The organism is unidentified bacterial endosymbiont, assembly GCF_918797525.1.
Lineage (GTDB): Bacteria > Pseudomonadota > Gammaproteobacteria > Enterobacterales > Enterobacteriaceae > Enterobacter.
In genome coordinates this window covers 4,116,274-4,143,063 of record NZ_OU963893.1, presented here as the reverse complement: position 1 = coordinate 4,143,063, position 26,790 = coordinate 4,116,274, and the positions used below count along the sequence as shown (strand labels likewise).

At 51.2% G+C, this 26,790-nt stretch carries 25 protein-coding genes, 1 pseudogene and 1 other annotated feature; of the genes and pseudogenes, 18 read left to right on the top strand and 8 right to left on the bottom strand.

Annotated features, from left to right (window positions below; genetic code table 11):
- Positions 1 to 330 precede the first annotated feature (330 nt).
- The 5 genes from NL510_RS19835 (at position 331) to thrC (ending at position 6,062) form a co-directional block, all read left to right on the top strand.
- The gene (locus NL510_RS19835; RefSeq protein ID WP_253379565.1) at positions 331 to 1,017 is read left to right on the top strand and encodes a tRNA/rRNA methyltransferase; all 687 of its coding nucleotides are present in this window, start codon (positions 331 to 333) and stop codon (positions 1,015 to 1,017) included.
- Between the two features lie 211 nt (positions 1,018 to 1,228).
- Positions 1,229 to 1,297 carry a thr operon leader peptide gene (gene thrL / locus NL510_RS19830; RefSeq protein ID WP_253385028.1) on the top strand — a complete coding sequence of 23 codons (69 nt, stop codon included), beginning with the start codon at positions 1,229 to 1,231 and terminating at the stop codon, positions 1,295 to 1,297.
- Positions 1,236 to 1,353, top strand: a sequence feature (Thr leader region). Its footprint overlaps the gene before it by 62 nt.
- Positions 1,354 to 1,378: 25 nt before the next feature.
- Entirely contained in the window at positions 1,379 to 3,841 is a 2,463-nt protein-coding gene (thrA, locus tag NL510_RS19825; protein WP_253379563.1) for a bifunctional aspartate kinase/homoserine dehydrogenase I, read from the top strand.
- 1 nt (position 3,842) lies between these two features.
- Positions 3,843 to 4,772, top strand: a complete 930-nt coding sequence (thrB, locus tag NL510_RS19820; RefSeq protein WP_253379557.1) for a homoserine kinase — start codon at positions 3,843 to 3,845, stop codon at positions 4,770 to 4,772.
- Between the two features lie 3 nt (positions 4,773 to 4,775).
- Entirely contained in the window at positions 4,776 to 6,062 is a 1,287-nt protein-coding gene (gene thrC, locus NL510_RS19815; RefSeq protein ID WP_253379556.1) for a threonine synthase, read from the top strand.
- A 62-nt stretch (positions 6,063 to 6,124) separates the two neighbouring features.
- On the opposite strand, the gene yaaA is transcribed toward thrC, so the two are convergent.
- Both yaaA and NL510_RS19805 read right to left on the bottom strand, forming a co-directional pair.
- Positions 6,125 to 6,898: a peroxide stress protein YaaA gene (yaaA, locus tag NL510_RS19810; protein ID WP_253379555.1), complete on the bottom strand. Its 774-nt coding sequence runs from the start codon at positions 6,896 to 6,898 to the stop codon at positions 6,125 to 6,127.
- Between the two features lie 66 nt (positions 6,899 to 6,964).
- Positions 6,965 to 8,395: an alanine/glycine:cation symporter family protein gene (locus NL510_RS19805; protein ID WP_253379553.1), complete on the bottom strand. Its 1,431-nt coding sequence runs from the start codon at positions 8,393 to 8,395 to the stop codon at positions 6,965 to 6,967.
- 262 nt (positions 8,396 to 8,657) lie between these two features.
- Here NL510_RS19805 and tal point away from each other — a divergent pair, with 262 nt between their 5' ends.
- The 3 genes from tal (at position 8,658) to NL510_RS19790 (ending at position 11,722) form a co-directional block, all read left to right on the top strand.
- Complete coding sequence (gene tal, locus NL510_RS19800; protein WP_253379552.1) at positions 8,658 to 9,611, top strand: transaldolase; 954 nt, start codon at positions 8,658 to 8,660, stop codon at positions 9,609 to 9,611.
- Between the two features lie 110 nt (positions 9,612 to 9,721).
- Positions 9,722 to 10,309 carry a molybdopterin adenylyltransferase gene (gene mog / locus NL510_RS19795; protein WP_253379551.1) on the top strand — a complete coding sequence of 196 codons (588 nt, stop codon included), beginning with the start codon at positions 9,722 to 9,724 and terminating at the stop codon, positions 10,307 to 10,309.
- 123 nt (positions 10,310 to 10,432) lie between these two features.
- Positions 10,433 to 11,722 carry an MFS transporter gene (locus NL510_RS19790; RefSeq protein ID WP_253379550.1) on the top strand — a complete coding sequence of 430 codons (1,290 nt, stop codon included), beginning with the start codon at positions 10,433 to 10,435 and terminating at the stop codon, positions 11,720 to 11,722.
- 48 nt (positions 11,723 to 11,770) lie between these two features.
- Here the strand turns inward: NL510_RS19790 and satP are convergent, their stop codons facing one another.
- The gene (satP, locus tag NL510_RS19785; protein ID WP_253379543.1) at positions 11,771 to 12,388 is read right to left on the bottom strand and encodes an acetate uptake transporter; all 618 of its coding nucleotides are present in this window, start codon (positions 12,386 to 12,388) and stop codon (positions 11,771 to 11,773) included.
- Here satP and NL510_RS19780 point away from each other — a divergent pair.
- Entirely contained in the window at positions 12,387 to 12,785 is a 399-nt protein-coding gene (locus tag NL510_RS19780) for a recombinase family protein (RefSeq protein WP_253379541.1), read from the top strand. The genes satP and NL510_RS19780 overlap by 2 nt on opposite strands.
- Before the next feature lie 773 nt (positions 12,786 to 13,558).
- Here NL510_RS19780 and NL510_RS19775 read toward each other — a convergent pair.
- Positions 13,559 to 13,759, bottom strand: a complete 201-nt coding sequence (locus tag NL510_RS19775) for a DUF4225 domain-containing protein (RefSeq protein ID WP_253379539.1) — start codon at positions 13,757 to 13,759, stop codon at positions 13,559 to 13,561.
- 55 nt (positions 13,760 to 13,814) lie between these two features.
- Positions 13,815 to 13,991 (bottom strand): hypothetical protein, encoded by a 177-nt coding sequence (locus NL510_RS19770; RefSeq protein ID WP_253385026.1) that lies wholly within the window; start codon positions 13,989 to 13,991, stop codon positions 13,815 to 13,817.
- Between the two features lie 496 nt (positions 13,992 to 14,487).
- Here NL510_RS19770 and dnaK point away from each other — a divergent pair, with 496 nt between their 5' ends.
- From dnaK to NL510_RS19750, 4 genes are all read left to right on the top strand, one after another.
- Positions 14,488 to 16,401 (top strand): molecular chaperone DnaK, encoded by a 1,914-nt coding sequence (gene dnaK / locus NL510_RS19765; protein WP_253379538.1) that lies wholly within the window; start codon positions 14,488 to 14,490, stop codon positions 16,399 to 16,401.
- 87 nt (positions 16,402 to 16,488) lie between these two features.
- Positions 16,489 to 17,634, top strand: coding sequence for a molecular chaperone DnaJ (gene dnaJ / locus NL510_RS19760; RefSeq protein ID WP_253379537.1), 1,146 nt, complete (start codon positions 16,489 to 16,491; stop codon positions 17,632 to 17,634).
- A gap of 306 nt (positions 17,635 to 17,940) precedes the next feature.
- Positions 17,941 to 18,873: a LysR family transcriptional regulator gene (locus NL510_RS19755; protein ID WP_253379536.1), complete on the top strand. Its 933-nt coding sequence runs from the start codon at positions 17,941 to 17,943 to the stop codon at positions 18,871 to 18,873.
- Between the two features lie 112 nt (positions 18,874 to 18,985).
- Entirely contained in the window at positions 18,986 to 19,324 is a 339-nt protein-coding gene (locus tag NL510_RS19750; protein ID WP_253379535.1) for a phage holin family protein, read from the top strand.
- A 97-nt stretch (positions 19,325 to 19,421) separates the two neighbouring features.
- Here NL510_RS19750 and NL510_RS19745 read toward each other — a convergent pair whose 3' ends face one another.
- Together NL510_RS19745 and NL510_RS19740 are read right to left on the bottom strand one after the other, a co-directional pair.
- The gene (locus tag NL510_RS19745) at positions 19,422 to 19,955 is read right to left on the bottom strand and encodes a glycoside hydrolase family 108 protein (protein ID WP_253379534.1); all 534 of its coding nucleotides are present in this window, start codon (positions 19,953 to 19,955) and stop codon (positions 19,422 to 19,424) included.
- Between the two features lie 30 nt (positions 19,956 to 19,985).
- Complete coding sequence (locus NL510_RS19740; RefSeq protein ID WP_253379533.1) at positions 19,986 to 20,402, bottom strand: winged helix-turn-helix domain-containing protein; 417 nt, start codon at positions 20,400 to 20,402, stop codon at positions 19,986 to 19,988.
- Between the two features lie 394 nt (positions 20,403 to 20,796).
- Here NL510_RS19740 and NL510_RS19735 point away from each other — a divergent pair, with 394 nt between their 5' ends.
- The 3 genes from NL510_RS19735 to nhaR all read left to right on the top strand — a co-directional run bounded on the left by NL510_RS19735 (position 20,797) and on the right by nhaR (position 25,185).
- The gene (locus tag NL510_RS19735; protein ID WP_253379529.1) at positions 20,797 to 22,872 is read left to right on the top strand and encodes a glycoside hydrolase family 18 protein; all 2,076 of its coding nucleotides are present in this window, start codon (positions 20,797 to 20,799) and stop codon (positions 22,870 to 22,872) included.
- A gap of 183 nt (positions 22,873 to 23,055) precedes the next feature.
- The gene (nhaA, locus tag NL510_RS19730; protein ID WP_253379527.1) at positions 23,056 to 24,231 is read left to right on the top strand and encodes a Na+/H+ antiporter NhaA; all 1,176 of its coding nucleotides are present in this window, start codon (positions 23,056 to 23,058) and stop codon (positions 24,229 to 24,231) included.
- A gap of 57 nt (positions 24,232 to 24,288) precedes the next feature.
- Positions 24,289 to 25,185 (top strand): transcriptional activator NhaR, encoded by an 897-nt coding sequence (gene nhaR, locus NL510_RS19725; RefSeq protein ID WP_253379525.1) that lies wholly within the window; start codon positions 24,289 to 24,291, stop codon positions 25,183 to 25,185.
- A gap of 57 nt (positions 25,186 to 25,242) precedes the next feature.
- On the opposite strand, the gene rpsT is transcribed toward nhaR, so the two are convergent.
- On the bottom strand, positions 25,243 to 25,506 hold the full coding sequence (rpsT, locus tag NL510_RS19720; protein WP_253379520.1) for a 30S ribosomal protein S20: 264 nt from the start codon (positions 25,504 to 25,506) through the stop codon (positions 25,243 to 25,245).
- A gap of 116 nt (positions 25,507 to 25,622) precedes the next feature.
- Between rpsT and NL510_RS23115 the strand changes: the two are divergent.
- Positions 25,623 to 25,820 (top strand): annotated as a pseudogene (locus NL510_RS23115) (DUF2575 domain-containing protein); the annotation flags it as partial.
- Between the two features lie 12 nt (positions 25,821 to 25,832).
- A complete protein-coding gene (ribF, locus tag NL510_RS19710; RefSeq protein ID WP_253379518.1) occupies positions 25,833 to 26,759 on the top strand; it encodes a bifunctional riboflavin kinase/FAD synthetase in 927 nt (308 codons plus the stop codon).
- The last annotated feature ends 31 nt before the right edge of the window (positions 26,760 to 26,790 follow it).

The following is a 26,790-nucleotide window of genomic DNA, read 5'->3' as shown; positions in this document are numbered from 1 at the left end:
CGTTAACAGTTTGATGAAATCATCGTAGCCTAATGCTAGCCTTTATCACAATTTTTCAACAAACCAATTAGTTGCGGATATTGATTTATAAATAACATGAATCCAATTATAAGGGGATATTCCCGTAGTGATTATCATTATAAAACATATGGATAATAAGCTTCTGTTAACATTCTAACTGATTGTTCAGTCACAAAATAGTTTAGCGCTTTTAATTTGTTATGAAACGCTATTTCGGTGATTTGTGTTGCAATTTTGTAAATTTGTGCTGCGTAATATGTTGAGGCGCATCACATTTTTACCCGCTAACTGACTAAAAAGAGAGCATAAATGCATCTGTCGATTGTACTGGTTGCCCCAGCCAGAGCCGAAAATATTGGCGCGGCGGCGCGTGCCATGAAGACCATGGGTTTTAGCGATTTGCGTATCGTAGATAGCCGCGCCCATCTGGAACCAGCGGCCCGCTGGGTGGCGCATGGATCGGGCGATATTCTCGATAATATAAGCACTTACGCTACGCTCGCCGATGCGTTGCACGACGTCTCTTTCACCGTGGCGACCACCGCGCGCAGCCGGGCAAAGTTCCATTATTACGCCACGCCTGCCGAACTGGTGCCGATGCTGGAAGAGAAAAGCCGCTGGTTGAACAACGCTGCCCTGGTGTTTGGTCGTGAAGATTCCGGGTTAACCAACGATGAACTGGCCCTGGCAGACGTTCTTACCGGCGCACCGATGGCGGCTGATTATCCGTCGCTGAATTTAGGCCAGGCGGTAATGGTTTATTGCTATCAATTAGCATCTTTAATGCAAATACCGCAACCGCCGGTTGTTGAGACGGACGAAAACCCGCTGGCCGCGCTGCGCACGCGCGTGACGAGTCTGTTATCGCAGTTAGGCGTGGCCGACGATAAAAAAATGGCGGACTGGTTGCAACAGCGTCTGGGACGTCTTCAGCAACGCGACACGGCAATGCTGCACCGATTGCTGCACGATATCGAAAAAAAGTTAGCCGAGTAAAATGCTGTCATAGGTTTTAAATATGGCTTAACACACTGATATTATGGTGCGCTTATGGCTGAATCGGATGAAAATAAAACCTCAGGCAGCCAGACGTAAGAGTCGGCTCAATTGTGATAAAATCAAAAAATCATTGACTTAAAGTGTCCAATCCTTTAACCCTAAAAGGATACTGCACAGACAGATAATAATGACAGAGTACACAATATCTATGACACGCATCAGCATCACCACTATTACCACAACCATCATCATTACCACAGGTAACGATGCGGGCTGACGCGTACAGGAAAAACAAGAAAAAGCCCGCACCTGAACAGTGCGGGCTTTTTTTTTCGGCTAAAGGATAAGAGGTAGAACCATGCGAGTGTTGAAGTTCGGCGGTACATCAGTGGCAAATGCAGAACGCTTTCTGCGCGTTGCCGACATCCTTGAGAGCAACGCCAGGCAGGGGCAGGTTGCAACCGTGCTCTCTGCCCCGGCAAAAATCACTAACCATCTGGTGGCGATGATTGAAAAAACCATCGGCGGCCAGGATGCACTCCCGAACATCAGCGACGCCGAGCGTATTTTTGCCGGGCTGTTGCAGGGGCTCGCTAAGGCACAGCCGGGCTTTCCGCTCGTCCAGTTGAAAGCCTTTGTCGAACAGGAGCTTGCTCAACTTAAACATGTTCTGCATGGTATCAGCCTGCTCGGACAGTGTCCGGACAGCATCAATGCGGAGATAATCTGCCGCGGTGAGAAACTCTCAATCGCCATCATGGCGGGTCTGCTGGAGGCGCGCGGTCACAGTGTGACGGTGATCGACCCGGTTGAAAAACTGCTGGCGGTGGGCCACTACCTCGAATCGACCGTTGATATCGCCGAATCAACCCGTCGCATCGCCGCGAGCAAAATCCCGTCTGACCACATAATCCTGATGGCGGGCTTCACCGCCGGAAATGAGAAAGGTGAACTGGTGGTGCTGGGTCGTAACGGCTCTGACTACTCAGCAGCCGTTCTGGCTGCCTGCCTGCGTGCAGACTGTTGTGAAATCTGGACTGACGTCGATGGTGTCTATACCTGTGACCCGCGGCAGGTGCCCGATGCCCGACTGCTGAAGTCAATGTCATATCAGGAAGCGATGGAGCTTTCCTACTTCGGCGCTAAAGTGCTTCACCCGCGTACCATCTCCCCGATTGCCCAGTTCCAAATCCCTTGCCTGATTAAAAATACCGGTAACCCACAGGCGCCAGGTACGCTGATTGGCGCCCGTTCCGATGACAATGATCTCCCGGTAAAAGGGATCTCTAACCTGAACAACATGGCCATGTTCAGCGTTTCCGGGCCGGGCATGAAAGGGATGATTGGCATGGCGGCGCGCGTCTTTGCCGCAATGTCCCGTAAGGGCATTTCAGTGGTGCTGATCACCCAGTCGTCTTCAGAATACAGCATCAGCTTCTGCGTACCGCAGGGCGACTGCCAGCGCGCGCGTCGTGCGCTGGAAGAGGAGTTCTTCCTCGAGCTGAAAGAGGAACTGCTGGAACCGTTATTCATTCAGGAACGTCTGGCAATCATCTCCGTGGTCGGTGACGGGATGCGTACGTTGCGCGGGATCTCTGCTAAATTCTTTGCCGCGCTGGCGCGCGCGAATATCAACATTGTGGCGATTGCCCAGGGCTCCTCCGAGCGTTCTATCTCCGTTGTTGTTGATAACGACGATGCCACCACCGGCGTGCGCGTGGTTCATCAGATGCTGTTCAATACCGACCAGGTCATCGAGCTGTTCCTGATCGGCGTGGGGGGCGTGGGCGGCGCGCTGCTGGAGCAGGTTAAGCGACAGCAGGCGTGGCTCAAAAAGAAACATATCGACCTGCGCGTGTGCGGGATCGCCAATTCAAAAGCGTTGCTAACAAACGTTCACGGTCTGAACCTGGAAAACTGGCAGGCGGAGATGAACGAGGCGAAAGATCCGTTCAACCTGGGCCGCCTGATCCGCCTGGTGAAAGAGTATCATCTGCTTAACCCGGTGATTGTCGACTGTACCTCGAACCAGGCGGTGGCCGATCAGTACGCCGATTTCCTGCGTGAGGGGTTCCACGTGGTGACGCCGAACAAAAAAGCCAACACCTCGTCGATGGATTACTATCACCAGTTGCGTCTGGCGGCGAGCAAGTCGCGCCGTAAGTTCCTGTATGACACGAACGTGGGGGCAGGGCTGCCGGTTATTGAAAACCTGCAAAACTTGCTCAACGCGGGGGACGAACTGCAGCGCTTCTCCGGTATTCTCTCTGGATCACTGTCGTTTATCTTTGGCAAGCTGGAGGAAGGGATGAGTCTGTCAGAGGCAACTCGTGCCGCACGTGAGCTGGGCTATACCGAGCCGGACCCGCGTGACGACCTTTCGGGGATGGATGTGGCGCGCAAGTTGCTTATCCTGGTGCGTGAAACGGGCCGCGAGCTTGAACTGTCGGATATTGTGATTGAACCGGTGCTGCCGGCAGCGTTTGATGCCAGCGGTGATATCAGCGCCTTTATGGCGAAGTTGCCGCAACTTGACGATACCTTTGCCGCACGCGTTGCGAAAGCCCGTGATGACGGTAAGGTATTGCGCTATGTTGGCAACATTGAAGACGATGGCGTGTGCCGTGTGAAGATTGCCGAAGTGGATGGCAACGATCCGCTGTTCAAAGTGAAAAATGGCGAAAACGCCCTGGCGTTTTACAGCCACTATTATCAGCCATTGCCGCTGGTGCTTCGCGGCTATGGCGCAGGGAACGACGTGACGGCGGCGGGCGTGTTTGCCGATCTGCTGCGTACCCTGTCATGGAAGTTAGGAGTTTAACATGGTCAAAGTTTATGCCCCGGCTTCCAGCGCCAATATGAGCGTCGGATTTGATGTGCTGGGTGCGGCGGTCACACCGGTAGAGGGGTCGCTGCTGGGCGATACGGTGACGGTTGAAGCGGCGGAAAGCTTCAGTCTGAATAACGTGGGCCGCTTCGCCAGCAAATTGCCGTCTGACCCGCGGGAAAATATCGTTTATCAGTGCTGGGAGCGTTTTTGTCAGGAGATCGGTAAAAACGTGCCGGTCGCCATGACGCTGGAAAAAAGTATGCCAATTGGCTCAGGGCTCGGCTCCAGCGCCTGCTCCGTGGTCGCCGGGCTGGTGGCGATGAATGAGCACTGCGGCAAGCCGCTGAACAACACTCGCCTGCTGGGGCTAATGGGCGAGCTGGAAGGGCGTATTTCTGGCAGCATCCATTACGACAACGTGGCGCCGTGTTTCCTTGGCGGGATGCAACTGATGATTGAAGAAAATGGCATCATCAGCCAGCAGATCCCAGGCTTCGATGAGTGGCTGTGGGTACTGGCTTATCCGGGCATTAAGGTCTCTACCGCAGAAGCGCGGGCGATACTGCCTGCGCAGTATCGTCGCCAGGACTGTATCGCTCACGGACGCCATCTCGCGGGCTTTATTCATGCCTGCTACACCCGTCAGCCGCAGCTGGCGGCAAAATTGATGAAAGACGTGATTGCTGAGCCGTATCGCACCAAACTGCTGCCTGGCTTCAACGAGGCGCGACAGGCATCACTGGATATCGGCGCACAGGCGTGCGGCATCTCCGGCTCCGGCCCGACGCTGTTTGCCTTGTGCGATAAGCCAGACACGGCACAGCGCGTGGCGGACTGGCTCTCTAAACACTACCTGCAAAATCAGGAAGGCTTTGTTCATATTTGCCGTCTGGACACGGCGGGCGCACGAGTACTGGGATAACAAATGAAACTCTACAATCTGAAAGATCATAACGAGCAGGTCAGCTTTGCGCAGGCGGTGACGCAGGGACTGGGCAAAAATCAGGGGCTGTTTTTCCCGCACGATCTGCCTGAACTACCCCTGACCAATATTGATGAATTGCTGAAGCTGGACTTTGTCACCCGCAGCGCAAAGATCCTTTCTGCCTTCATCGGGGATGAAATTCCGCAGGCGCTGCTGGAACAGCGCGTACGGGCGGCATTTGCCTTCCCGGCGCCGGTGAAGCAGGTAGAGCCTGATATAGGTTGCCTGGAGCTGTTCCACGGCCCGACGCTGGCGTTTAAAGACTTCGGTGGCCGTTTTATGGCCCAGATGCTGACGCACATCAGCAGTGATAAGCCGGTGACTATTCTCACCGCCACCTCCGGTGATACCGGTGCGGCCGTGGCGCATGCCTTTTACGGCCTGAAGAATATCCGCGTGGTGATCCTTTACCCGAAAGGCAAAATCAGCCCGCTGCAGGAAAAACTGTTCTGTACGCTCGGCGGCAACATTGAAACCGTAGCCATTGACGGTGATTTCGATGCCTGTCAGGCGCTGGTCAAACAGGCGTTCGATGATGAAGAGCTGAAAGTGGCGCTGGGTCTGAACTCGGCCAACTCCATCAACATCAGCCGTCTGCTGGCGCAGATTTGCTACTACTTCGAAGCGGTGGCGCAATTACCGCAGGAAGCGCGTAATCAGCTGGTTATCTCTGTACCAAGCGGAAACTTTGGCGACCTGACGGCGGGCCTGCTGGCGAAATCCCTGGGGCTGACGGTGAAACGCTTTATTGCCGCGACTAACGCTAACGACACCGTGCCGCGTTTCCTGAAAGACGGAAAATGGGCGCCAAACGTCACTCAGGCGACGCTTTCAAACGCCATGGACGTGAGCCAGCCGAATAACTGGCCGCGCGTGGAAGAGCTGTTTCGCCGTAAGGTATGGCGTCTGGGGGAACTGGGTTACGCTTCGGTGACCGATGAAACGACCAAAGCCACTATGCGCGAGCTGAAAGCGGTGGGATATACCTCTGAACCGCATGCGGCGATTGCCTACCGAGCGCTGCGCGACCAGCTTAATCCCGGTGAATACGGCCTGTTCCTGGGAACTGCCCATCCGGCGAAGTTTAAAGAGAGCGTGGAAGCGATTCTGGGTGAAACCCTGCCCCTGCCAAAAGCGCTGGCTGACCGCGCCGACCTCCCTCTGCTGTCCCATGAGTTGCCAGCGGACTTCGCCGCGCTGCGTAAGTTGATGATGACTCGCGGATAAAAATCCGCTGCTACAGAGAAGGCTATTCCAGGGCCGGGTGGGCGAAGCCGCACCCGGCTTTTTTACTGCTCGTGACGCTTAAACACCAGCTCACCCTTTCCTGATGCTTCTTCGTCAAAGAAATAGCCGTCGGTGTTAAATTCGCTCAACTGCTCCGGCTTTGTCAGGCGGTTCTGAATGATATAACGGCTCATCAGGCCACGCGCTTTTTTGGCATAGAAGCTGATGACCTTGAACTTGCCGTTTTTCTCGTCGAGGAAAACCGGCTTGAGGATCTGCGCCTCCAGTTTCTTTGGCTTCACTGATCTGTAGTATTCGTCGGATGCCAGATTGATCACGATGTCATCGCCCTGCGCATGCAGCGCTGTGTTGAGCGTGTCGGTGATGATGTCGCCCCAGAAGTGATACAGGTCTTTCCCTTTGGCATTCTCCAGGCGAATCCCCATCTCAAGACGATAGGGTTGCATCAAATCCAGCGGGCGCAGTACGCCATACAACCCCGACAGCATGCGCAGATGCTGCTGGGCAAAATCGAAATCGGCTTCGCTAAACGTTTCCGCCTGCAGGCCGGTATAGACATCGCCTTTGAACGCCAGAAGCGCCTGGCGCGCGTTGCCCGGTGTGAACGCCGGATGCCATTCATGAAAACGGGTGGCATTCAGATCCGCCAGTTTGTCGCTGATGCTCATCAGCGAGGCGATTTGCGGCGCAGAGAGCTTACGGGCTTCGTGGATCAGCTGTTGCGAATAGTCCAGCAGTTCAGGCTGGGTATAACGCTCGGTGGCGAGCGGGCTCTGGTAATCGAGCGTTTTTGCAGGTGAAATCAGAATCAGCATAGCCAGTCCTTGCAGGAAATGTAGAGCGACTTTAGCAAAAAATCGCCCTGAATTGATCGATAGCTGTTATTGCCGTGGCAAATCATCCCAGGAGCCCGGGGCGATTTGCGCTTCGATTTCGGGATAGCGCGTGGGATCAAACACTGGCTGAACCCCCAGTTTACGCTGGCGCAGATAGTCCCGCGCGATAAGCGTGACGACCGGCGAGAGCAGTAAAATCGCCGTCAGGTTGGTTATCGCCATCAGGGCCATAATGACGTCCGCCAACTGCCAGACCAGCGGCATGCTGAGCAGGGAGCCTGCCACCACCATCAGTATCACCCCAAGGCGCAGCAGCCTGAGCGAGTGGCGTGAGTCGCGCTTAAGAAAGATAAGATTGTTTTCGGCATACATGTAGTTCATCACCACTGAGCTGAAGGCGAACAGAATTACGATCAGTGCGACAAATCCGGCGCCCCAGCTCCCGGCAAGATTCACCATTGCCTGCTGAAGGAGCTGTATCCCGGCAGTCTCCGTGCCGTGCGGGGCAGGATCGGCTAACAGCAAAATCATGGCGCTGGCGGAGCAGATGACGATGGTATCGGTAAAAACGCCAATCATCTGCACAATGCCTTGCGCCGCCGGGTGAGGGGGCCATGAAGCGGCGGTGGCGGCGGCATTCGGTGTGGAGCCCATTCCGGCTTCATTAGAGAGCATGCCGCGCTGAAAACCTGCCGTCAGCGCCTGACTAAGGGTATAACCCATTGCTCCCGACGCCGCTTCTTGCCAGCCAAAGGCACTTTTAAAGACGGTCGAAATGATCCATGGCACCTGGTCGATGTGCTGCGCAGTTACAAACAGGCTGGCGGTTATCCACACCAGCGCCATTACAGGGACCATCCACTGCATCATACGGGCGACGCCTCGAAGACCGACTGAAATAGCGATAAGGATAAAGGCGGCTAAAACGACACCGGATAGCCACTCGGGAAAGTCAAAGGCGTAACGCAGCGCATGCGCGACAGAATTGGCCTGCACGGTGTTAAAAATAAGACCGTAGGCGATAAGCAGAAAGAGTGAGATCAGGACACCCATCCAGCGCATTCCTAGCCCGCGAGACATATACCAGGCCGGGCCGCCGCGAAACTGGCCGTTCTTATCCTTCTCTTTGAAAAGCTGCGCGAGCGAACATTCGGCAAACGAGGTCGCCATGCCGACAATCGCCGTGACCCACATCCAGAAGAGCGCGCCCGGTCCCCCGGCGCTGATGGCAAGCCCAACGCCCGCCAGATTGCCGCTACCGACGCGTGCGGCCAGGCTGATGCAGAGGGCCTGAAACGAGGTCAATCCACCCGGCTGCGGGGTCAGGCTGTTTTTGAGACTTTTGCCGAACTTGCGGATATAGCGAAACTGGATAAAATCGCTGCGCAAGGTGAACCATATACCTGCTCCCAGTAGCAGATATATCATGATTGAACCCCACAGAACTTCAATTATAAAATAAAGAAAATCAGGCACTAACGTCCCTCTTGTTGTTGCCAGTGTGAATATGTAAGCGCTACCACTGATTGACCATGCTGTTACTTAGCAGCCTGTTAATAAGTCGAGTTTATCATACTCTGCCTCAGCGCACTGTCTGCGGTTGCGCTACCCCTCTGTCGTGTTATCATCAGGGCAGACCGGTTACATCCCCCTAACAAGTAAACCTGTCATTTTTCCGCTGCAGGCATGCTGTCGGTAGCGTGAATTATCCAGGGCACGTTAAAAGAGAAACACTATCATGACGGATAAATTGACCTCCCTTCGTCAGTTCACCACTGTCGTAGCTGACACCGGAGATATCGCGGCAATGAAGTTGTACCAGCCGCAGGATGCCACAACTAACCCTTCTCTGATCCTTAACGCCGCGCAGATCCCTGAGTATCGTAAACTGATTGATGACGCCGTGACCTGGGCGAAAGCACAGAGCACCGACCGCATGCAGCAGGTTGTGGACGCCACTGACAAACTGGCAGTGAACATCGGTCTGGAAATCCTGAAACTGGTGCCTGGCCGTATCTCTACCGAAGTGGATGCTCGTCTGTCCTACGATACCGACGCGTCTATCACCAAAGCAAAACGTCTGATCAAAATGTACAACGATGCGGGTATCAGCAACGACCGCATCCTGATCAAACTGGCATCTACCTGGCAGGGCATCCGCGCTGCAGAGCAGCTGGAAAAAGAGGGGATCAACTGTAACCTGACTCTGCTGTTCTCCTTCGCTCAGGCGCGGGCGTGTGCAGAGGCGGGCGTTTATTTGATCTCGCCATTCGTGGGCCGTATTCTGGACTGGTACAAAGCTAACACCGACAAGAAAGAGTATGCAGCGTCTGAAGATCCAGGCGTAGTGTCGGTGACTGAAATCTACGAATACTACAAACAGCACGGCTATGAGACCGTGGTAATGGGCGCAAGCTTCCGTAACGTCGGCGAAATCATCGAGCTGGCTGGCTGTGACCGCCTGACCATCGCGCCTGCGCTGCTGAAAGAGCTGGCAGAAAGCGAAGGCGCCATTGAACGTAAGCTGTCTTACACCGGTGAAGTGAAAGCGCGTCCTGAACGCATCACTGAATCCCAGTTCCTGTGGCAGCACAACCAGGATCCCATGGCGGTAGACAAACTGGCGGACGGGATCCGTAAGTTTGCCATCGATCAGGAAAAACTGGAAAAAATGATTGGCGACCTGCTGTAATCATTCTGCGTGACCGGGCTCCCGGTCACGCGACGTCTTATGTACTCTGTCTGAATTTCCCCGCTGCGTGTATCATTCCCTTTAATCAGTACTTTTTGAATGGAATGGCTATGAATACCTTACGTATCGGCTTAGTGTCGATTTCTGACCGCGCCTCCAGCGGTGTTTATCAGGATAAAGGCATCCCTGCTCTGGAAGCGTGGCTGAACAACGTGCTGACAACTCCTTTTGAAATCCAGACCCGGTTAATCCCGGACGAGCAGGCGATCATCGAACAAACGCTGTGTGAGCTGGTGGATGAGATGAGTTGTCACCTCGTGTTAACCACGGGAGGAACCGGGCCAGCACGCCGTGATGTGACCCCGGATGCCACGCTGGCGGTTGCGGATCGTGAAATGCCTGGTTTCGGTGAACAGATGCGCCAGATCAGCCTGCACTTTGTGCCAACCGCAATCCTTTCCCGCCAGGTCGGGGTGATCCGCAAGCAGGCGTTAATTCTGAATCTGCCTGGCCAGCCGAAGTCGATCAAAGAGACGCTGGAAGGCTTAAAAACCGCCGACGGCAGCGTGATCGTTCAGGGGATCTTTGCAAGTGTACCGTATTGTATACAGTTGCTGGACGGTCCGTATGTTGAAACCGATGGTAAAGTGGTAGCAGCATTTCGCCCGAAAAGTGCCCTCCGCGAAACAATCACCTGAAATTAACCAATGTCTGGCATTAGTTGACGACGCTGTAGCGTGGCTAAATTTTTACGGTATAGTAATTTTTTCTTTACGAATTCTGTAAAATTACATCCACAACCACGCTACCAGGGTTAGCTTATGCCGCTTAACGCCCGACCTCTGAATCGACAGGATTATAAAACGCTCTCGCTTGCCGCACTGGGCGGCGCGCTGGAGTTTTATGACTTCATCATCTTTGTTTTCTTTGCCGCCGTCGTAGGAGAACTCTTTTTTCCGCCGGACATCCCTGACTGGCTGCGCCAGGTGCAGACGTTTGGTATTTTTGCTGCCGGTTATCTGGCCCGTCCGCTGGGCGGCATTGTGATGGCGCATTTTGGCGATCTGGTCGGACGTAAAAAGATGTTTACCCTCAGCATATTGCTGATGGCCGTACCGACGCTGGCCATTGGCCTGCTGCCAACCTATGCCTCACTGGGTATCGTTGCGCCACTCCTGTTGTTGCTGATGCGTCTACTTCAGGGAGCAGCCATTGGCGGCGAAGTGCCCGGGGCATGGGTATTTGTCGCCGAGCATGTGCCGGCACGTCGTATTGGTATCGCCTGCGGGACCTTAACTGCGGGACTGACCGTCGGCATTTTGCTGGGGTCGGTGGTTGCTACTCTGGTCAATACCAGCATGACGCAGCAGGCGGTGCATGAGTGGGGCTGGCGTCTTCCATTCCTGCTGGGCGGGGCGTTTGGTCTGGTGGCTATGTACCTGCGCCGCTGGCTGCAGGAGACGCCGATTTTCCTTGAGATGCGCCAGCGCAAGGCCCTGGCGCAGGCGCTGCCGGTTAAGACGGTGGTGATGCGGCACAGAGGTGCGGTTGTGATGTCGATGCTTCTCACCTGGCTGCTGTCTGCAGGGATCGTCGTGGTGATTTTGATGTCTCCGGTCTGGCTGCAAAAACAGTATGGTTTCCCCCCGGCCGTGACGCTGCAGGCCAACGGTATCGCCACGGTTATGCTCTGCTTTGGCTGTCTGGCCGCAGGGCTGGCCGCTGACCGCATTGGCGCGAGCCTGACTTTTATCGTGGGGAGCCTGCTGCTGGCGGTATCGAGCTGGGCGTTTTACCATCTTGCGGGTAGCCATCCTGAACAGCTGTTCCTGCTGTACGGTGCGGTGGGGCTATGCGTGGGGGTTGTTGGCGCGGTGCCGTATGTGATGGTCCGCGCCTTCCCGGCAGAGGTGCGTTTCTCGGGGATCTCGTTCTCCTACAATGTCGCGTATGCCATCTTCGGCGGACTGACCCCGATTGCCGTCACGGTGCTGATGGGTGTGTCGCCGATGGCCCCGGCCTGGTATGTGCTGGCGCTGGCGCTGATGGGGCTGGTGCTGGGGTTCTGGCTGCGTCAGAAACCGATGGACCAGCCGATACTGGCTGGATAAGCCTTACTGGAAGGAAAGACGTGCCCGCAGGGCGGGCACGACGAAAGATTAGTGTTTTTCACCAATCGGCAGCACGGTGCGGCCAAACTGTTCGTTCAGCACTTCGCCCATCGCCAGGTAGATGGCGCTTGCGCCGCACACCAGGCCGACCCAGCCTGCAATGTGAACGATGCCTTCGTTATCCGCCAGGTGGCCTATGGCCAGCAGGGCGAACAGTACGGTCAGGCTAAGGAAGACGAACTGCAGGGCGCGGTTTGCCTTTAGGGTGCCAAAGAACATGAACAGCGTGAAGACACCCCACAGACCCAGGTAAACACCCAGGAAGTGCGCGTTCGCTGCGTCTGCCAGGCCCATGCCAGGCATCAGCAGGATGGCGACCAGGCTCAGCCAGAAAGAGCCGTAAGAGGTAAAGGCGGTTAAGCCGAACGTATTGCCTTTTTTATACTCGAGCAGGCCCGCGAAGATTTGCGCGATACCGCCGTAAAAAATGCCCATCGCCAGGATTACGCCATCCATCGGGAACATCCCGATATTGTGCAAGTTTAGCAGGATGGTGGTCATGCCAAACCCCATCAGGCCCAGCGGAGCCGGATTAGCCAACGTAGTGTTGCCCTGGTTCGAAAAAGTGATACTTTCAGAATGTTTATTATTCTCTGTGTTAGCCATGAAAAAACTTTATTCCTGTATAGGTTGGTCTACTGACAAACAGACAGGGAACATATCCCTGGCGCGTCAGACTGAAAAAGCGAAACAATACGCTGCAATTCATGGTTTGGAGTACGTCCAGATCCTGGATGCGGGCGTCTCTGCGTTTCGCGGCAAGAATACCACACGAGGTGAATTTTATGGATTCATTAACGCTGTAAAAGTTGGGGTTATTTCATCTGATTCGTGGTTGTATGTTGAGAACCTTGACCGCCTAAGCAGACAGGGAGTGATGCCAGCCCCTAAGCTATTCACCAGCTTGTTAAATTTTGGTTTGACAATCGTTAGTGTCATGGGTGGGAAAACCTATACAGAGGAGAGAGTCAGTAACAATGTTCACGATTTATTGTCGAGCTGATTATGCCGCTATCGGTCCCGTGACAGTCAGTAAAGCGATAGATAAGACGCTGACACGTAATTATGACAGGACAAGCAATGCTACCTTTGGAGAGGCAGATAAAACCTGACGCTTAGGGTGATAAGCGTTGCGGATATAAAATGTATACCCGTCGAAGAAATATTTGCTGTTTTTCCTCAGGCACCGTTGGCCATTCTTGTGGAGTAGCGGTTGCAATTTTTATACAACCGCCTGTGCTTGCCTATTACGGTGGATTTCGGTAGTCGTCTTTTGGAATGTAAAAGATAGCTGTTTCCATTTCCCCTACGAATATCCCAATTGTGACAGAACGTCGTTGCCAGAATGGCGTTGGGATGTGCTCAGCCGGGTAAGGAAGCGTCTCTGAAGTGGGTCTAAGGTTGTTACAATTCTCAGCATTATAGGCGGGCGTAAGGGCTGGTATGCCGCAAATATAAACAGTCCCTGTAAACCTTCTTTTGATAATTTAAAAGGAGATATAATGAATATTACCGAATTTTTTAAAGATTTAAGATATTAACTGCTATCTAATCATTCTTTTTACTGGTATTGATTTTTGGCTGTTTATTCCAGTACAAGCAAGTTAATTTCTGGAAGTATTGGCTTGTTAATAACATTAATTATTTTAATATTTATACAACCGCCGGTAATCTCATATAAATCCTGGCGATTTTGCAGGTTAAAACGGATCTAATTTGTATTGATAAGATCAAAAATCGCCTTCGCTTTTACGCCATAACCCAGAATTTTCATGGTCAGCCTGGGTTTGCCTGTGACTGTGATTTTTTGGTAGTAATTTTTTGGTAGTAATCTTTTGGAATATAACGAAAAAGTCGCCGGGCTTCTGCTTTTCTGGATAAACCAAATAGTGTATAAACACTTGTATTTAGGGAGATCGCTTTGTAAATTGCGAGCCCCGCTTCAGGTTTGAAACCCATAAAGATAGCTTTTTCCATTGCCTCTTCAGCAAAAATACCTTCTGACTTTGATTCTTGACCATGCAGGATTTTATCAACTCCTTATGCTATTTGCACCATCTACGACAAGAAATGCACATGCCAATATCCCTATTGGCGTGCCTGTAGCAATCATTATTACACCACGAATAGATGCCATTCCGGATATAAAAATATTCACAGAAGAAATAATATAGCCGAGGATTTTATTGTTTTCCCGAACAAACTCCACCTGCGTATAAAACTGTGCCGCCCTGGTCCTTAGCAGACGATCCTGTTGCTGCAAATGCTTGCTCAACAACCCGTTTCGTCTCCTCAATGAACTTGATGCGCGTTAGACCCTCAAGGACCAGGCTAACGAGAAATGCTTTACAAGCTAAAAGTTCAATTTTTCAGTAGGATACATTACACCGCCTTGGCTCTATGGGCAGCGTTTCGCGTGAGTTTTATAAACGAACAGGTACAGCTTGTTACAGATAACGCAAAGTATTGTTCCGTTTTCAGCCGCTGTCTGTACCGAACTGCTTATCATTACGATTTCATCAGGGAGAAAATGAAAAATTTTTTATCTCTCCCCCTTGATGGATGCTGTAGTGACCCCATCTAGTAGTCAACCGCAGTGTGTGGACCTGAAAAAATATCAAATCTGGACAGTTGAAAAAGCACCTTCTGCCCTTATTACAGGTACACAACCACATGTTGACTGAATTTTTAGTGGAGACGTTTAGATGGGTAAAATTATTGGTATCGACCTGGGTACTACTAACTCTTGTGTAGCGATTATGGATGGCACTACTGCACGCGTGCTGGAGAACGCCGAAGGCGATCGCACCACGCCTTCTATCATTGCATATACCCAGGATGGTGAAACTCTGGTTGGTCAGCCGGCTAAACGTCAGGCAGTGACAAACCCGCAAAACACCCTGTTTGCGATTAAACGCCTGATTGGTCGCCGCTTCCAGGACGAAGAAGTGCAGCGTGATGAAGCCATCATGCCTTACAAAATCATCGGTGCTGACAACGGTGATGCATGGATCGATGTTAAAGGTCAGAAAATGGCACCGCCGCAGATCTCTGCTGAAGTGCTGAAGAAAATGAAGAAAACGGCTGAAGATTACCTGGGCGAACCGGTAACTGAAGCGGTTATTACCGTACCAGCATACTTCAACGATGCTCAGCGTCAGGCAACCAAAGATGCTGGCCGTATCGCAGGTCTCGAAGTCAAGCGTATTATCAACGAACCAACCGCAGCGGCTCTGGCCTACGGTCTGGATAAAGAAGTTGGCAACCGTACTATCGCGGTTTACGACCTCGGTGGCGGTACTTTCGATATCTCTATTATCGAAATCGACGAAGTTGACGGTGAAAAAACCTTCGAAGTTCTGGCAACCAACGGTGATACCCACCTGGGCGGTGAAGACTTCGATAGCCGTATGATCAACTACCTGGTTGATGAGTTTAAGAAAGATCAGGGCATTGACCTGCGTAACGACCCGCTGGCGATGCAGCGTCTGAAAGAAGCCGCTGAGAAAGCGAAGATCGAACTCTCTTCTGCTCAGCAGACCGACGTGAACCTGCCGTACATTACTGCAGATGCGTCTGGTCCTAAACACATGAACATCAAAGTGACCCGTGCGAAACTGGAAAGCCTGGTAGAAGACCTGGTGAACCGTTCTATCGAGCCACTGAAAGTAGCCCTGCAGGACGCAGGCCTGTCCGTATCTGACATTCAGGACGTTATCCTGGTCGGTGGTCAGACGCGTATGCCAATGGTTCAGAAGAAAGTGGCTGAATTCTTTGGTAAAGAGCCGCGTAAAGACGTTAACCCGGACGAAGCTGTTGCTATCGGTGCAGCGGTTCAGGGCGGCGTGCTGACTGGCGAAGTGAAAGACGTACTGCTGTTGGACGTTACCCCGCTGTCTTTGGGTATCGAAACCATGGGCGGTGTGATGACTGCGCTCATCAGCAAAAACACCACCATTCCAACCAAGCACAGCCAGGTGTTCTCTACTGCGGAAGACAATCAGTCTGCGGTAACCATCCATGTGCTGCAGGGTGAACGTAAGCGTGCGGCGGATAACAAAGATCTGGGTCAGTTCAACCTGGATGGTATCAGCCCGGCACCGCGCGGTATGCCGCAGATCGAAGTGACCTTCGATATTGATGCTGACGGTATTCTGCACGTGTCTGCGAAAGACAAAAACAGCGGTAAAGAGCAGAAGATCACCATTAAAGCATCTTCTGGCCTGAACGAAGCTGAAATCGAAAAAATGGTTCGTGAAGCGGAAGCTAACGCTGAGTCTGACCGTAAGTTCGAAGAGCTGGTTCAGACGCGTAACCAGGGTGACCATTTGCTGCACAGCACTCGTAAGCAGGTTGAAGAAGCTGGCGAACAACTGCCAGCAGAAGACAAAACGGCTATCGAAGCTGTACTGAGCGCGCTGGAAACGTCTCTGAAAGGCGAAGATAAAGCGGACATCGAAGCGAAAATGCAGGAGCTTGCACAGGCTTCTCAGAAGCTGATGGAAATTGCTCAGCAGCAGCACGCACAGCAGCAGGCTGGCGCGGACGCTTCTGCGAACAACGCGAAAGATGACGACGTTGTCGACGCTGAGTTCGAAGAAGTGAAAGACAAAAAATAATCGCCCTGATGCAGGGTCATTAATTGGCACGGGCGAAGGGGTTTCCTCTCCGCCCGTGCTTGCATGTTAAGGGGCTTAAAAAAAACAATGGCAAAGCAAGACTATTACGAGATTTTAGGCGTTCCGAAAACAGCGGACGAGCGTGAAATCAAAAAGGCGTATAAACGCCTGGCCATGAAATTCCACCCGGATCGCAACCAAGGGGATAAAGAGGCCGAAGCCAAATTCAAAGAGATTAAAGAAGCCTACGAAATCCTGACCGATGCACAAAAACGTGCAGCCTACGATCAATACGGTCACGCTGCTTTTGAGCAGGGCGGTATGGGCGGCGGTGGATTCGGTGGCGGCGGCTTTGGTGGCGGCGCTGATTTCGGCGATATCTTTGGCGACGTATTTGGTGACATCTTCGGCGGTGGTCGTGGCCGTCAGCGTGCAGCCCGTGGTTCAGACCTGCGCTATAACATGGATCTGACGCTGGAAGAAGCCGTTCGCGGTGTGACGAAAGAGATCCGCATTCCGACGCTGGAAGAGTGTGAGATTTGCCACGGCAGCGGGGCGAAAGCGGGAACTCAGCCGCAGACCTGTCCTACCTGTCATGGTTCCGGCCAGGTACAGATGCGTCAGGGCTTCTTCGCGGTACAGCAAGCCTGCCCGCACTGTCATGGTCGCGGTACCCTGATTAAAGATCCGTGCAATAAATGTCACGGTCATGGCCGCGTGGAGAAAACCAAAACCCTGTCGGTTAAAATTCCTGCGGGTGTGGATACGGGCGACCGTATCCGTCTGACGGGTGAAGGCGAAGCGGGGGAGCATGGTGCTCCGGCAGGCGATTTGTATGTTCAGGTGCAGGTCAAGCAGCACGCTATCTTTGAGCGTGAAGGTAATAACCTGTACTGCGAAGTTCCTATCAACTTCGCGATGGCGGCGCTGGGTGGTGAAATAGAAGTGCCGACGCTCGATGGTCGCGTGAACTTGAAAGTGCCAGGTGAAACCCAGACCGGCAAACTGTTCCGCATGCGCGGTAAAGGCGTTAAATCCGTTCGCGGTGGCGCACAGGGCGACCTGCTATGTCGCGTAGTGGTAGAAACGCCTGTTGGCCTGAACGATAAGCAGAAACAATTGCTTAAAGAGCTGCAGGAAAGTTTCGGTGGCCCAACGGGCGAGAAAAATAGTCCGCGATCGAAAAGCTTCTTCGACGGTGTCAAAAAATTCTTCGATGATTTGACCCGCTGAGTTCAAGCAAAAAAAGAGCCCGGAATTTATTCCGGGCTTTTTTTTATCTCATCTATTTAAGATCTTATCCTTGATATTAAAAAATAATTAAATGCTTTAAATGAGGAAATAATGCTTTTTGTTTTAAGATTTCCTTAAAGTCTCATTACTTTCCTCTAAATATGATTGCCCCTTAATCAGTGATATCATCCCAACTTATCAATTAATGATATTAATTGATTTGGATTATATCTGAGAGGGAGTAATAATGTTCCTTATTACTCCTTTATTACGTTGTGGAGGTGTTGATGAAACGGGAGTTATTTTTTGAAGAGTGAATTTGATTATAATTTGATTAAGGTGCTTGATGCGGTCATTTCCGCTGGAAATGTCACGAAAGCATCTCAACGATTGTCAGTCACCCCGGCGGCTGTATCGATTGCACTGAACCGTCTGCAGGGGTTCTACCAGGAAACCCTGTTTGTCAGAGGTCGAACGGGTCTCGTTCCCACGGTTAAGGCGCTCGAAGTCCATGGTCGCTTCTGTCAGGCTATTGATTTAATTAAAACAGCGCTTAAACCCGAAATAAAGGATACGGAGCAAAATAATATAACGCTTCTGGGGGGAGATATTACCGAAAACTATTATTTATCACAGATTTACGACGATAAATTTTTTGAACGTTTTTCTTTTCGCCATTACTCTAATCGTAATCGGGAAAAAGCAGAAATGAAAAGACTATTAGTTATGGAGGAGTGCGATATAGCGATTAGCCATGAATGTAATAATGATAGTGATTTCGAATGCAAGGCGATTGATAGTTTCAAACACTTTTGTGTTATCTGCGGCAAGGACAACTTATTAAGTGAACTCTCGCAGTTATCATTGCATAACTTTTTTTCTGCCCAACACGCGGTTTTCAAAGCTAACGATTGTCCCGAAATGACAATTGAAGATGATAATTTATACAGTAATCATGTTGATGTTAAAGAGCGAAGGGTTATTGGCTACAAAAGCGATTCTCTGACAGGTCTGATTGGCATTGTTGAGCGCACGCAACTCATCGCGTTGATCCCGCTAAAAGTTGCTATTTTCTTTAAGAATCAACGTAAATATAATATTAATATCTTACAGTTGCCGCGTGAAATGAAAGTTCGACAAATGAATGTTTACGCATCATGGTATAAAAGAAATACCAAGGGCCAATATATTCAAGAAGTCGTCGACATGCTACATACCTTATCTGCCTTCCGTCATTAACGTTCCAAATAAGAAATTTTGCAGTATCTATGTTAAGTGATTCTTTTTGACTCTCATCTTTTCCCTGACGGGGTTAAATTTGTCGTGTCACGCAATCCAAAAGGAATCATGTATGTTATTACCAGCGCAACTAGAAACGCCAAAGGCGATCCTTCTCGAAGTAGAAGTGCTTATTATGGTCATCTCGACCGGAGCATGGGGAGGGGTTGTGAGTTTTTTGTTAAAATCAGAGGAGTTCAAAGCCAGTAACCTTCATTGCCGCTTAATGGGATGTATTACCCAAATAATCATCTCTTGCTTTACCAGTCTTATACTGAGTGCTGTAGCGATTGAAAAAGGTCTAAGTTTTAATATGATATTACTTTTTGCCGGTGTGGGAGGTGTATTTTCTGTTCCCATTATCAAGTTACTCGGTGCGCGAGTTAAGCGTATTGTATCAGGTAAAGAATGAGCGTCTTCAAACAACGTAAATCTTGAAATTGATCGGCAATTAATTATCGATGGTGAAAATGGGGCGTTGTAACGTTTACATCGCCCCATTATTCAACTTAAACAACACGATTTTTTAGCCAGCCATAAACAAACTGCTCGTTCTGTCTTCTCTCCTCAGTAATGTTTAGATAATAAGCTCCCTGGCTACAATTCAGCGCTCTGAGCAGAACCTCTTCGCCTTCGCTACCGCGTGCATTCAGAAAGGATTCCAGAGCCGTTAGCGTCATTGGACCGATAAGACCATCAGCGTTTAAATCACGATACAATTGCTGCTCCTTGTTGAAGGCGTTTAACCAGCGCTGCAACCACGTGCAGGGATAATGTGGGCCGATGTTGACCGCGGCGTCACACAATTCAAACGATATAGACCAGGACAGATGCGAAATACTCTCGAACCCTGGCTTGATCCAGTAAGCATTCTCAAGGATAGCGTAGGCCTCTTCACGGGTCAGTGCTTTCATTTCGCCAGAGTAACCATTCGCCCGGGCAGTGGATTTCGTAATCCCCCAGTTGGTTTCACCCCCCCGATCGGCGGGATTATTGGAGTAACCCCCTTCTACTGCAAGAATACCATCTATAACAGGATTCATTATAACCTCCGTGATAATATTTGAATGTAATTATCTGTGCTTAAAAAAAGCGATAAACAGTTGTTTAAGACGGGCAAGATTAAAAAGTGGAACTGCTGCTGGCGTGTCGGTATCCTTTGATTCAATAGGAATTAAATCATTTACGTGGATACCTTTACGGGGGATTGTAATGAGGAGATCATGAATCCCGAGTGATTTAAGATCTTTGCGAATCAGATAAAGAATTTGCGTTAGGTTTGCGTCATTAACATAGTTTCCTCTGCTACCCCACAGTGCTGTGGTCAACTCCTGGCGTTCAATCACCTCATTTTGTGCATGCTCAATGATAAAGCTCAGGCACCTGGCCCTCATCGCCGTCATCCGCACGACCATTGAGTTGGTGATATTCCGTAGCTCGTATTTACGTTCATTAAAGATGCAGTCATGGTTGATGATATACGTTTTCATTGTGTTCCCTCAGAATGATATCGCCACATGCTTTTGTGGCGGGGTAGGATATTAATTATGAGAATCGACCTAATCCATATATTAAAAATAAATAACTGCATTTTAGGTTTGATTTTTTAATGTGTATCACAGCTTGGATTGGATCTTAAATGAAATTTAAAAAGGTATTAAATGCTATTTAACTTTTTGTTGGCAGGATATATGTTGCCGGACTGGTGAATAAAATGTTGAAATATATCCTCGGTTTAATTTATTGTTAGCGTTTATTAATATAAATTAATTGTCATCGGCAATGATGATGTTTTGTGATTAGCCTTCGGTACGCAATTAAGGGATTATTCAACCAGCAGAACGAACTGCGAAAACACAAATATCTATATATAAGGGAAATATTATGACTACCAGCAAATTGATTAAAGGCGATACTCTGACTGAAACCAGTAATGCAGCGGACGGATTTATTCCTGCAACTGAAGTAAGCAAATTCAGTTATACGTCTGCCCGTGTGGCTAATCCGGTTTATAACGTTTATAAAGCCGATGCGAAGAAATCTAAGGTATTTGGTTACTACACCGACTGGTCTCAGTACGATGGCCGCCTGCAGGGCGGTGACACGCCTGCTAACCGCGGACGTGGCTACGATCTGGCGAATGTCGATCCACTGGCTTATGACAAAATCATCTTCGGTTTTATCGGCGTTGTTGGTGATAAAGGTGAAAAACAGTACACCATCGAAAATGCGGCGGCGCAGACCGGTAAAACCACTAACGAACCGACTTTCCTCGACCCATGGGGTGACTTCCAGTCCTATGTCAACTGCAACCAGGAGACCAGTGGTTGGGACGTTGAGCCGATGACGGTGACTCAACAAAATACTCACGGCCTGCTGGGCGGCCTGCGCGACCTGCAGGCGAAAGCGAAGCAACTGGGGCACACTCTGGCGCTTTCCATGAGTATCGGTGGCTGGACCATGAGTAACGGCTTCCATGAGATGGCAAAAACTGAAGCTGCGCGCAAAACCTTCGCAGCCGGTGTGGTGAAGTTATTTAAACAGTTCCCAATGTTCAGTGAAGTTGATATTGACTGGGAATATCCAAATGCAGCCGGTAACAACAACCCTTACGGCCCGGAAGATGGTGCGAACTATGCTCTGGTCATCAAAGAGCTGAAAACTCAGCTGGATGCCGCAGGCCGTAGCGATGTTAAAATTTCTATCGCCAGCTCTGCTGTTGTAGAAACCCTGGGTTACTCTAACGTTAAAGCGCTGCTGGATGCAGGTCTCTATGGCATCAACGTGATGACCTATGACTTCTTCGGTACCCCATGGTCAGAAAGCCTGACCCATCACACCAACCTGTCTCCACTGTCTGCAGGTGGCTGGAGCATTGAAGCCGTTATCGATTATCTGATTGCCGAAGGCTTCCCTGCGGATCGCATTAACATCGGTTATGCAGGTTACACCCGTAATGCCCGTAACGCAGAAATCGAAAGCTTCTCCCCGCTGAAAGGTTCTTACAGCGCAGGTGAAGGTACAACCACTGGTTCCTTCGAATCTGGCACTACTGAATGGTATGACACCATTTATAACTATCTGGATCTGGAAAACCAGAAAGGTCGTAACGGCTTCAACGTTTATACTGACCAGGTTGCAAATGCAGATTACCTGTACAACCCACAATCAAAACTGTTTATGTCCCTCGATACTCCACGCAGCGTAAAAGCGAAAGGTGAGTATGCGGCTAAACTCGGCCTGGGTGGCCTGTTCACCTGGACCATTGACCAGGACAACGGGGTGCTGGCAAACGCAGCGCGTGAAGGTCTGGGTTATGAAATCAGCAAAGAAGTGATTGATATGGAGCCATTCTACTTTGAAGGCATCAATGTCGAACCTGCTGACGAAGACAAAGAAGATGGTGAGAAAGCTAACCATGCACCTAAAGCGGCTATTGAACTGCGCGTTGTCGGCGGTTCCCGTATCCAGCTTTCTGGCGAAGGTTCAAGCGATGAAGATAATGATGCGCTGAGCTTCAGTTGGGGTGTGCCAGCAGCCATTGACGTTGCAGATAAAACCGCTGCGGTTATCGAGTTCGTGGTACCGGTTGTTGAAGCTGCGACTGAACTGCAGTTCACCCTGTTTGTGCGTGATGCTCAAGGCGAACCTTCAACCCAGCAACGTTTCGTTCTGACCGTTGTGCCAGCGGCAAGCGCGGTTGAACCGACTCCGGCTGATGACGAAGAGGATGTCACTCCGACCCCAACACCGTCTGATGACACTGATACTCTGCCAGATGACTCTGCCTCTGAATACCCACAGTGGGATGCAACAACCATTTACGGCGTAAACTGGGGTGAGTTCGAAATCGTGAGCTGGAAAGGTCACAACTACCAGGTTAACTGGTGGTGTGAAGGCCTGCAGCCAGACCTGAACTGCGGCCCAGGCCAGGCATGGACTGACCTCGGCGCATATTGAGTTATAAGCTGTCCTTAATTACAGCCCCGGTCAATCCGGGGCTTTTTCATTATGGATCCTCAACGGGGAGGAGATATAGATCGCTTAAACTGAGTCATCTACGCTGAATAATCTAATTTTAACGAATATTTGAGGAGAGTATGATTGTCTCTATTGTGTCGTCATAAAAATGTGAGAGTAGAGATGAAACATCTGCATCGTTTTTTTAGTAGTGATGCCTCGGGAGGCATCATTCTCATCATCGCTGCTGCACTCGCCATGGTCATGGCTAACAGCGATTTTACCCGTGCCGCGTATCATGCTCTTCTGGAAACGCCTGTTCAGCTTCGGGTGGGGGCGCTTGAGATCAATAAAAACATGCTGTTATGGGTGAATGATGCCCTCATGGCGGTGTTTTTTCTGATGATTGGGCTGGAGGTAAAACGTGAGCTGATGCAAGGATCTCTCGCCAGTTTACGTCAGGCGGCGTTTCCGGTCATTGCCGCTATCGGTGGGATGGCCGTCCCGGCGTTGCTGTTCCTGGCATTTAACTATACCGACCCCGTTACCCGCGCAGGATGGGCCATACCGGCGGCGACGGATATTGCCTTTGCATTAGGCGTATTGGCACTTTTAGGAAGCCGTGTGCCGGTAGCGCTGAAGGTTTTCCTGATGGCGCTGGCAATTATTGATGACCTCGGAGCAATAGTGATCATCGCCCTGTTTTATACCCGCGATCTATCAGTGGTATCGTTGGGCGTGGCCGCCTGCGCTATTGCGGCTCTGGGGCTGCTTAATCTGTGCGGTGTCCGACGTACCGGGGTTTATATTCTGGTGGGCGCGGTTCTCTGGACTGCTGTATTGAAATCCGGGGTGCATGCTACGCTGGCGGGCGTTATCGTAGGTTTCTTTATTCCGCTTAAGGAGAAGCATGGCCGCTCGCCGGCGAAACGTCTTGAGCATGTTTTACACCCCTGGGTTGCGTATATGATCCTGCCCTTATTTGCGTTTGCCAACGCGGGCGTTTCGCTGAAAGGGATTACGCTGGACGGGCTGACGTCGATCCTCCCGCTGGGCATCATTGCAGGACTGTTTATCGGCAAGCCGCTGGGGATTAGCCTTTTCTGCTGGCTGGCGCTGAAGCTGAAACTGGCATCATTGCCATATGGCACTACATTTAAGCAGATTATGGCGGTGGGCGTGCTGTGCGGAATTGGATTTACAATGTCAATCTTCATCTCGACGCTGGCGTTTGGCGCACACGCGCCTGAACTCATCGTTTGGGCTAAACTCGGCATTCTTATCGGTTCATTGCTGGCCGCGGTAGTGGGTTACACCTTATTGAAGGTGAAATTGTCCGGACAGGTCGTCCAGGCATAGCGGAAAGCGGGGGGAGGCAAGCCTTCTCCCGTTTCACAATCAGGGAGTGAGGGCGCAATGTCACATTTGAACTATAACCATCTTTACTACTTCTGGCACGTCTACAGGCAGGGCTCGGTGGTGGGGGCTGCAGAGGCGCTTTACCTGACACCGCAGACCATCACCGGGCAAATCAAGGCGCTGGAAGAACGTCTTCAGGGCAAGCTGTTCAAGCGCAAGGGCCGTGGGATTGAGCCAAGCGAGTTGGGCGAACTGGTTTTTCGCTACGCGGATAAGATGTTCACCTTAAGCCAGGAGATGCTGGATATCGTTAACTATCGCAAAGAGTCGAACCTGCTCTTTGATGTTGGCGTGGCCGATGCGTTGTCAAAACGGCTGGTGAGCGGCGTACTGGATGCGGCGGTAGTTGAAGATGAGCAAATCCACCTGCGCTGCTTTGAATCCACTCACGAAATGCTGCTGGAGCAGTTAAGCCAGCATAAGCTGGATATGATTATTTCGGATTGCCCTATCGATTCCACACAGCAGGAAGGTCTTTTCTCGGTCAAGATTGGCGAATGCGGCGTAAGTTTCTGGTGTATTACGCCGCCGGAAAAAGCCTTCCCGGCCTGCCTGGAAGAGCGCCGTTTGCTGGTGCCAGGAAGGCGATCCATGCTCGGGCGTAAGCTGCAAAACTGGTTTAACTCGCAGGGCCTGAAAGTAGAGATCCTCGGGGAATTTGACGATGCCGCGCTGATGAAGGCCTTTGGCGAAGCGCACAACGCTATCTTTGTGGCGCCAACGCTGTACGCGCACGACCTCTATACGGATCGCAGGATCGCGGAGATTGGCAGGCTCGATAACGTGATGGAGGAGTATCACGCGATATTTGCCGAAAGAATGATTCAGCACCCGGCGGTGCAGCGCATCTGCAACCGCGACTACTCGGCGCTGTTTACGCCCCCGGCAAAATAAAGGTATAAAAAAACCCGCGTTAAGCGGGTTCTTTAAACAAGCAACAGCAAGTAGCGATTAAGCCAGTTTGCCGATCTGCGCGGTCAGGTTTGCTTTATGACGCGCTGCTTTGTTTTTGTGGATCAGACCTTTAGCAGCCTGACGATCCACGATTGGTTGCATTTCGTTAAATGCGTTCTGTGCTGCAGCTTTGTCGCCAGCTTCGATTGCTGCGTATACTTTCTTGATGAAAGTACGCATCATAGAGCGACGGCTTGCGTTGTGCTTACGAGCCTTTTCAGACTGAACGGCACGTTTCTTAGCTGATTTGATATTAGCCAAGTCCAACTCCCAAATATGATCTATGTGGACAATTCAAAGGCCGAGGAATATGCCCTCTCTGCCTTCTTTTGTCAATGGATTTGTGCAAATAAGCGCCGTTAAGTCGCGACGCCTGGTTACGTAGTGATGGCGCAGGATTCTACCAGCTTGTCTTCCGTGAATACAGCTTTTCGGTATAAAAATCGCAGTTCGCGGGCAGATTTTTTCGCTATGAAAGGTCAGCATGATGAAATCATTACGGCTTTCTGTTTTGCGCGAACAATCGCCGGTTAACCTTAACCGCTCTACAAGGTATACTTTGGCGATTTTCACTGTTAGAGCCAGACATGAAGCTGATACGCGGCATACATAATCTCAGCAAAGCCCCACACGGGTGCGTGCTGACCATTGGTAATTTTGACGGCGTGCATCGTGGTCACCAGGCGCTGTTGCAGGGGTTGCGTAAAGAAGGAGAGGCGCGTGGCCTGCCCGTTGTGGTGATGATTTTCGAGCCGCAGCCGCTGGAGCTTTTCGCAGGCGATAAATCGCCTGCCCGACTCACGCGTCTGCGCGAAAAGCTTCGCTATTTGGCGGATTCCGGCGTGGATTACGTCCTGTGCGTGCGCTTCGACAGGCGCTTTGCCGCGCTGACAGCACAAAATTTCGTCAGTGACCTGCTGGTAAAGCGTCTTCGCGTGCAGTTTCTCGCCGTAGGGGATGATTTCCGCTTTGGCGCTGGTCGTCAGGGCGATTTCTTGCTATTACAGAAGGCTGGCCTTGAGTACGGCTTTGACATCACCAGCGCGATGACCTTCTGTGAGGGCGGCGTTCGCGTCAGTAGCACGGCGGTTCGCCAGGCGCTGGCTAATGATGACCTGGACACCGCCGAAACGCTGCTCGGGCATCCGTTTACCCTTTCAGGCCGTGTGGTCCATGGTGATGCGCTGGGCCGCACCATCGGTTTCCCGACGGCGAATATCCCGCTGCGTCGTCAGGTCTCCCCGGTTAAAGGGGTCTATGCGGTGGAAGTGGCTATGTCGGGCGACAAAACCTTTTATGGCGTCGCCAACATTGGCACACGTCCAACGGTCGCTGGCGTGCGACAGCAGCTTGAAGTGCATCTGCTGGACGTTGTAATGGACCTTTATGGTCGCCATATAGATGTAATACTGCGTAAAAAGATACGCAATGAACAGCGATTCGCTTCGCTGGATGAGCTTAAAGCGCAAATCGCGCGAGATGAATTAACGGCCCGCGAGTTTTTTGGGCTTTGACCGGCTTAAATGCCTACGTGATAAATACGGA

Coding starts and splice junctions, on each gene's coding strand:
- NL510_RS19835 (WP_253379565.1), top strand. CDS start 331: ATGCATCTGTCGATTGTACTGGTTGCCCCAGCCAGAGCCGAAAATATT.
- thrA (WP_253379563.1), top strand. CDS start 1,379: ATGCGAGTGTTGAAGTTCGGCGGTACATCAGTGGCAAATGCAGAACGC.
- thrB (WP_253379557.1), top strand. CDS start 3,843: ATGGTCAAAGTTTATGCCCCGGCTTCCAGCGCCAATATGAGCGTCGGA.
- thrC (WP_253379556.1), top strand. CDS start 4,776: ATGAAACTCTACAATCTGAAAGATCATAACGAGCAGGTCAGCTTTGCG.
- yaaA (WP_253379555.1), bottom strand. CDS start 6,898: ATGCTGATTCTGATTTCACCTGCAAAAACGCTCGATTACCAGAGCCCG.
- tal (WP_253379552.1), top strand. CDS start 8,658: ATGACGGATAAATTGACCTCCCTTCGTCAGTTCACCACTGTCGTAGCT.
- mog (WP_253379551.1), top strand. CDS start 9,722: ATGAATACCTTACGTATCGGCTTAGTGTCGATTTCTGACCGCGCCTCC.
- NL510_RS19790 (WP_253379550.1), top strand. CDS start 10,433: ATGCCGCTTAACGCCCGACCTCTGAATCGACAGGATTATAAAACGCTC.
- NL510_RS19780 (WP_253379541.1), top strand. CDS start 12,387: ATGAAAAAACTTTATTCCTGTATAGGTTGGTCTACTGACAAACAGACA.
- satP (WP_253379543.1), bottom strand. CDS start 12,388: ATGGCTAACACAGAGAATAATAAACATTCTGAAAGTATCACTTTTTCG.
- NL510_RS19775 (WP_253379539.1), bottom strand. CDS start 13,759: ATGGAAAAAGCTATCTTTATGGGTTTCAAACCTGAAGCGGGGCTCGCA.
- dnaK (WP_253379538.1), top strand. CDS start 14,488: ATGGGTAAAATTATTGGTATCGACCTGGGTACTACTAACTCTTGTGTA.
- dnaJ (WP_253379537.1), top strand. CDS start 16,489: ATGGCAAAGCAAGACTATTACGAGATTTTAGGCGTTCCGAAAACAGCG.
- NL510_RS19750 (WP_253379535.1), top strand. CDS start 18,986: ATGTTATTACCAGCGCAACTAGAAACGCCAAAGGCGATCCTTCTCGAA.
- NL510_RS19745 (WP_253379534.1), bottom strand. CDS start 19,955: ATGAATCCTGTTATAGATGGTATTCTTGCAGTAGAAGGGGGTTACTCC.
- NL510_RS19740 (WP_253379533.1), bottom strand. CDS start 20,402: ATGAAAACGTATATCATCAACCATGACTGCATCTTTAATGAACGTAAA.
- NL510_RS19735 (WP_253379529.1), top strand. CDS start 20,797: ATGACTACCAGCAAATTGATTAAAGGCGATACTCTGACTGAAACCAGT.
- nhaA (WP_253379527.1), top strand. CDS start 23,056: ATGAAACATCTGCATCGTTTTTTTAGTAGTGATGCCTCGGGAGGCATC.
- nhaR (WP_253379525.1), top strand. CDS start 24,289: ATGTCACATTTGAACTATAACCATCTTTACTACTTCTGGCACGTCTAC.
- ribF (WP_253379518.1), top strand. CDS start 25,833: ATGAAGCTGATACGCGGCATACATAATCTCAGCAAAGCCCCACACGGG.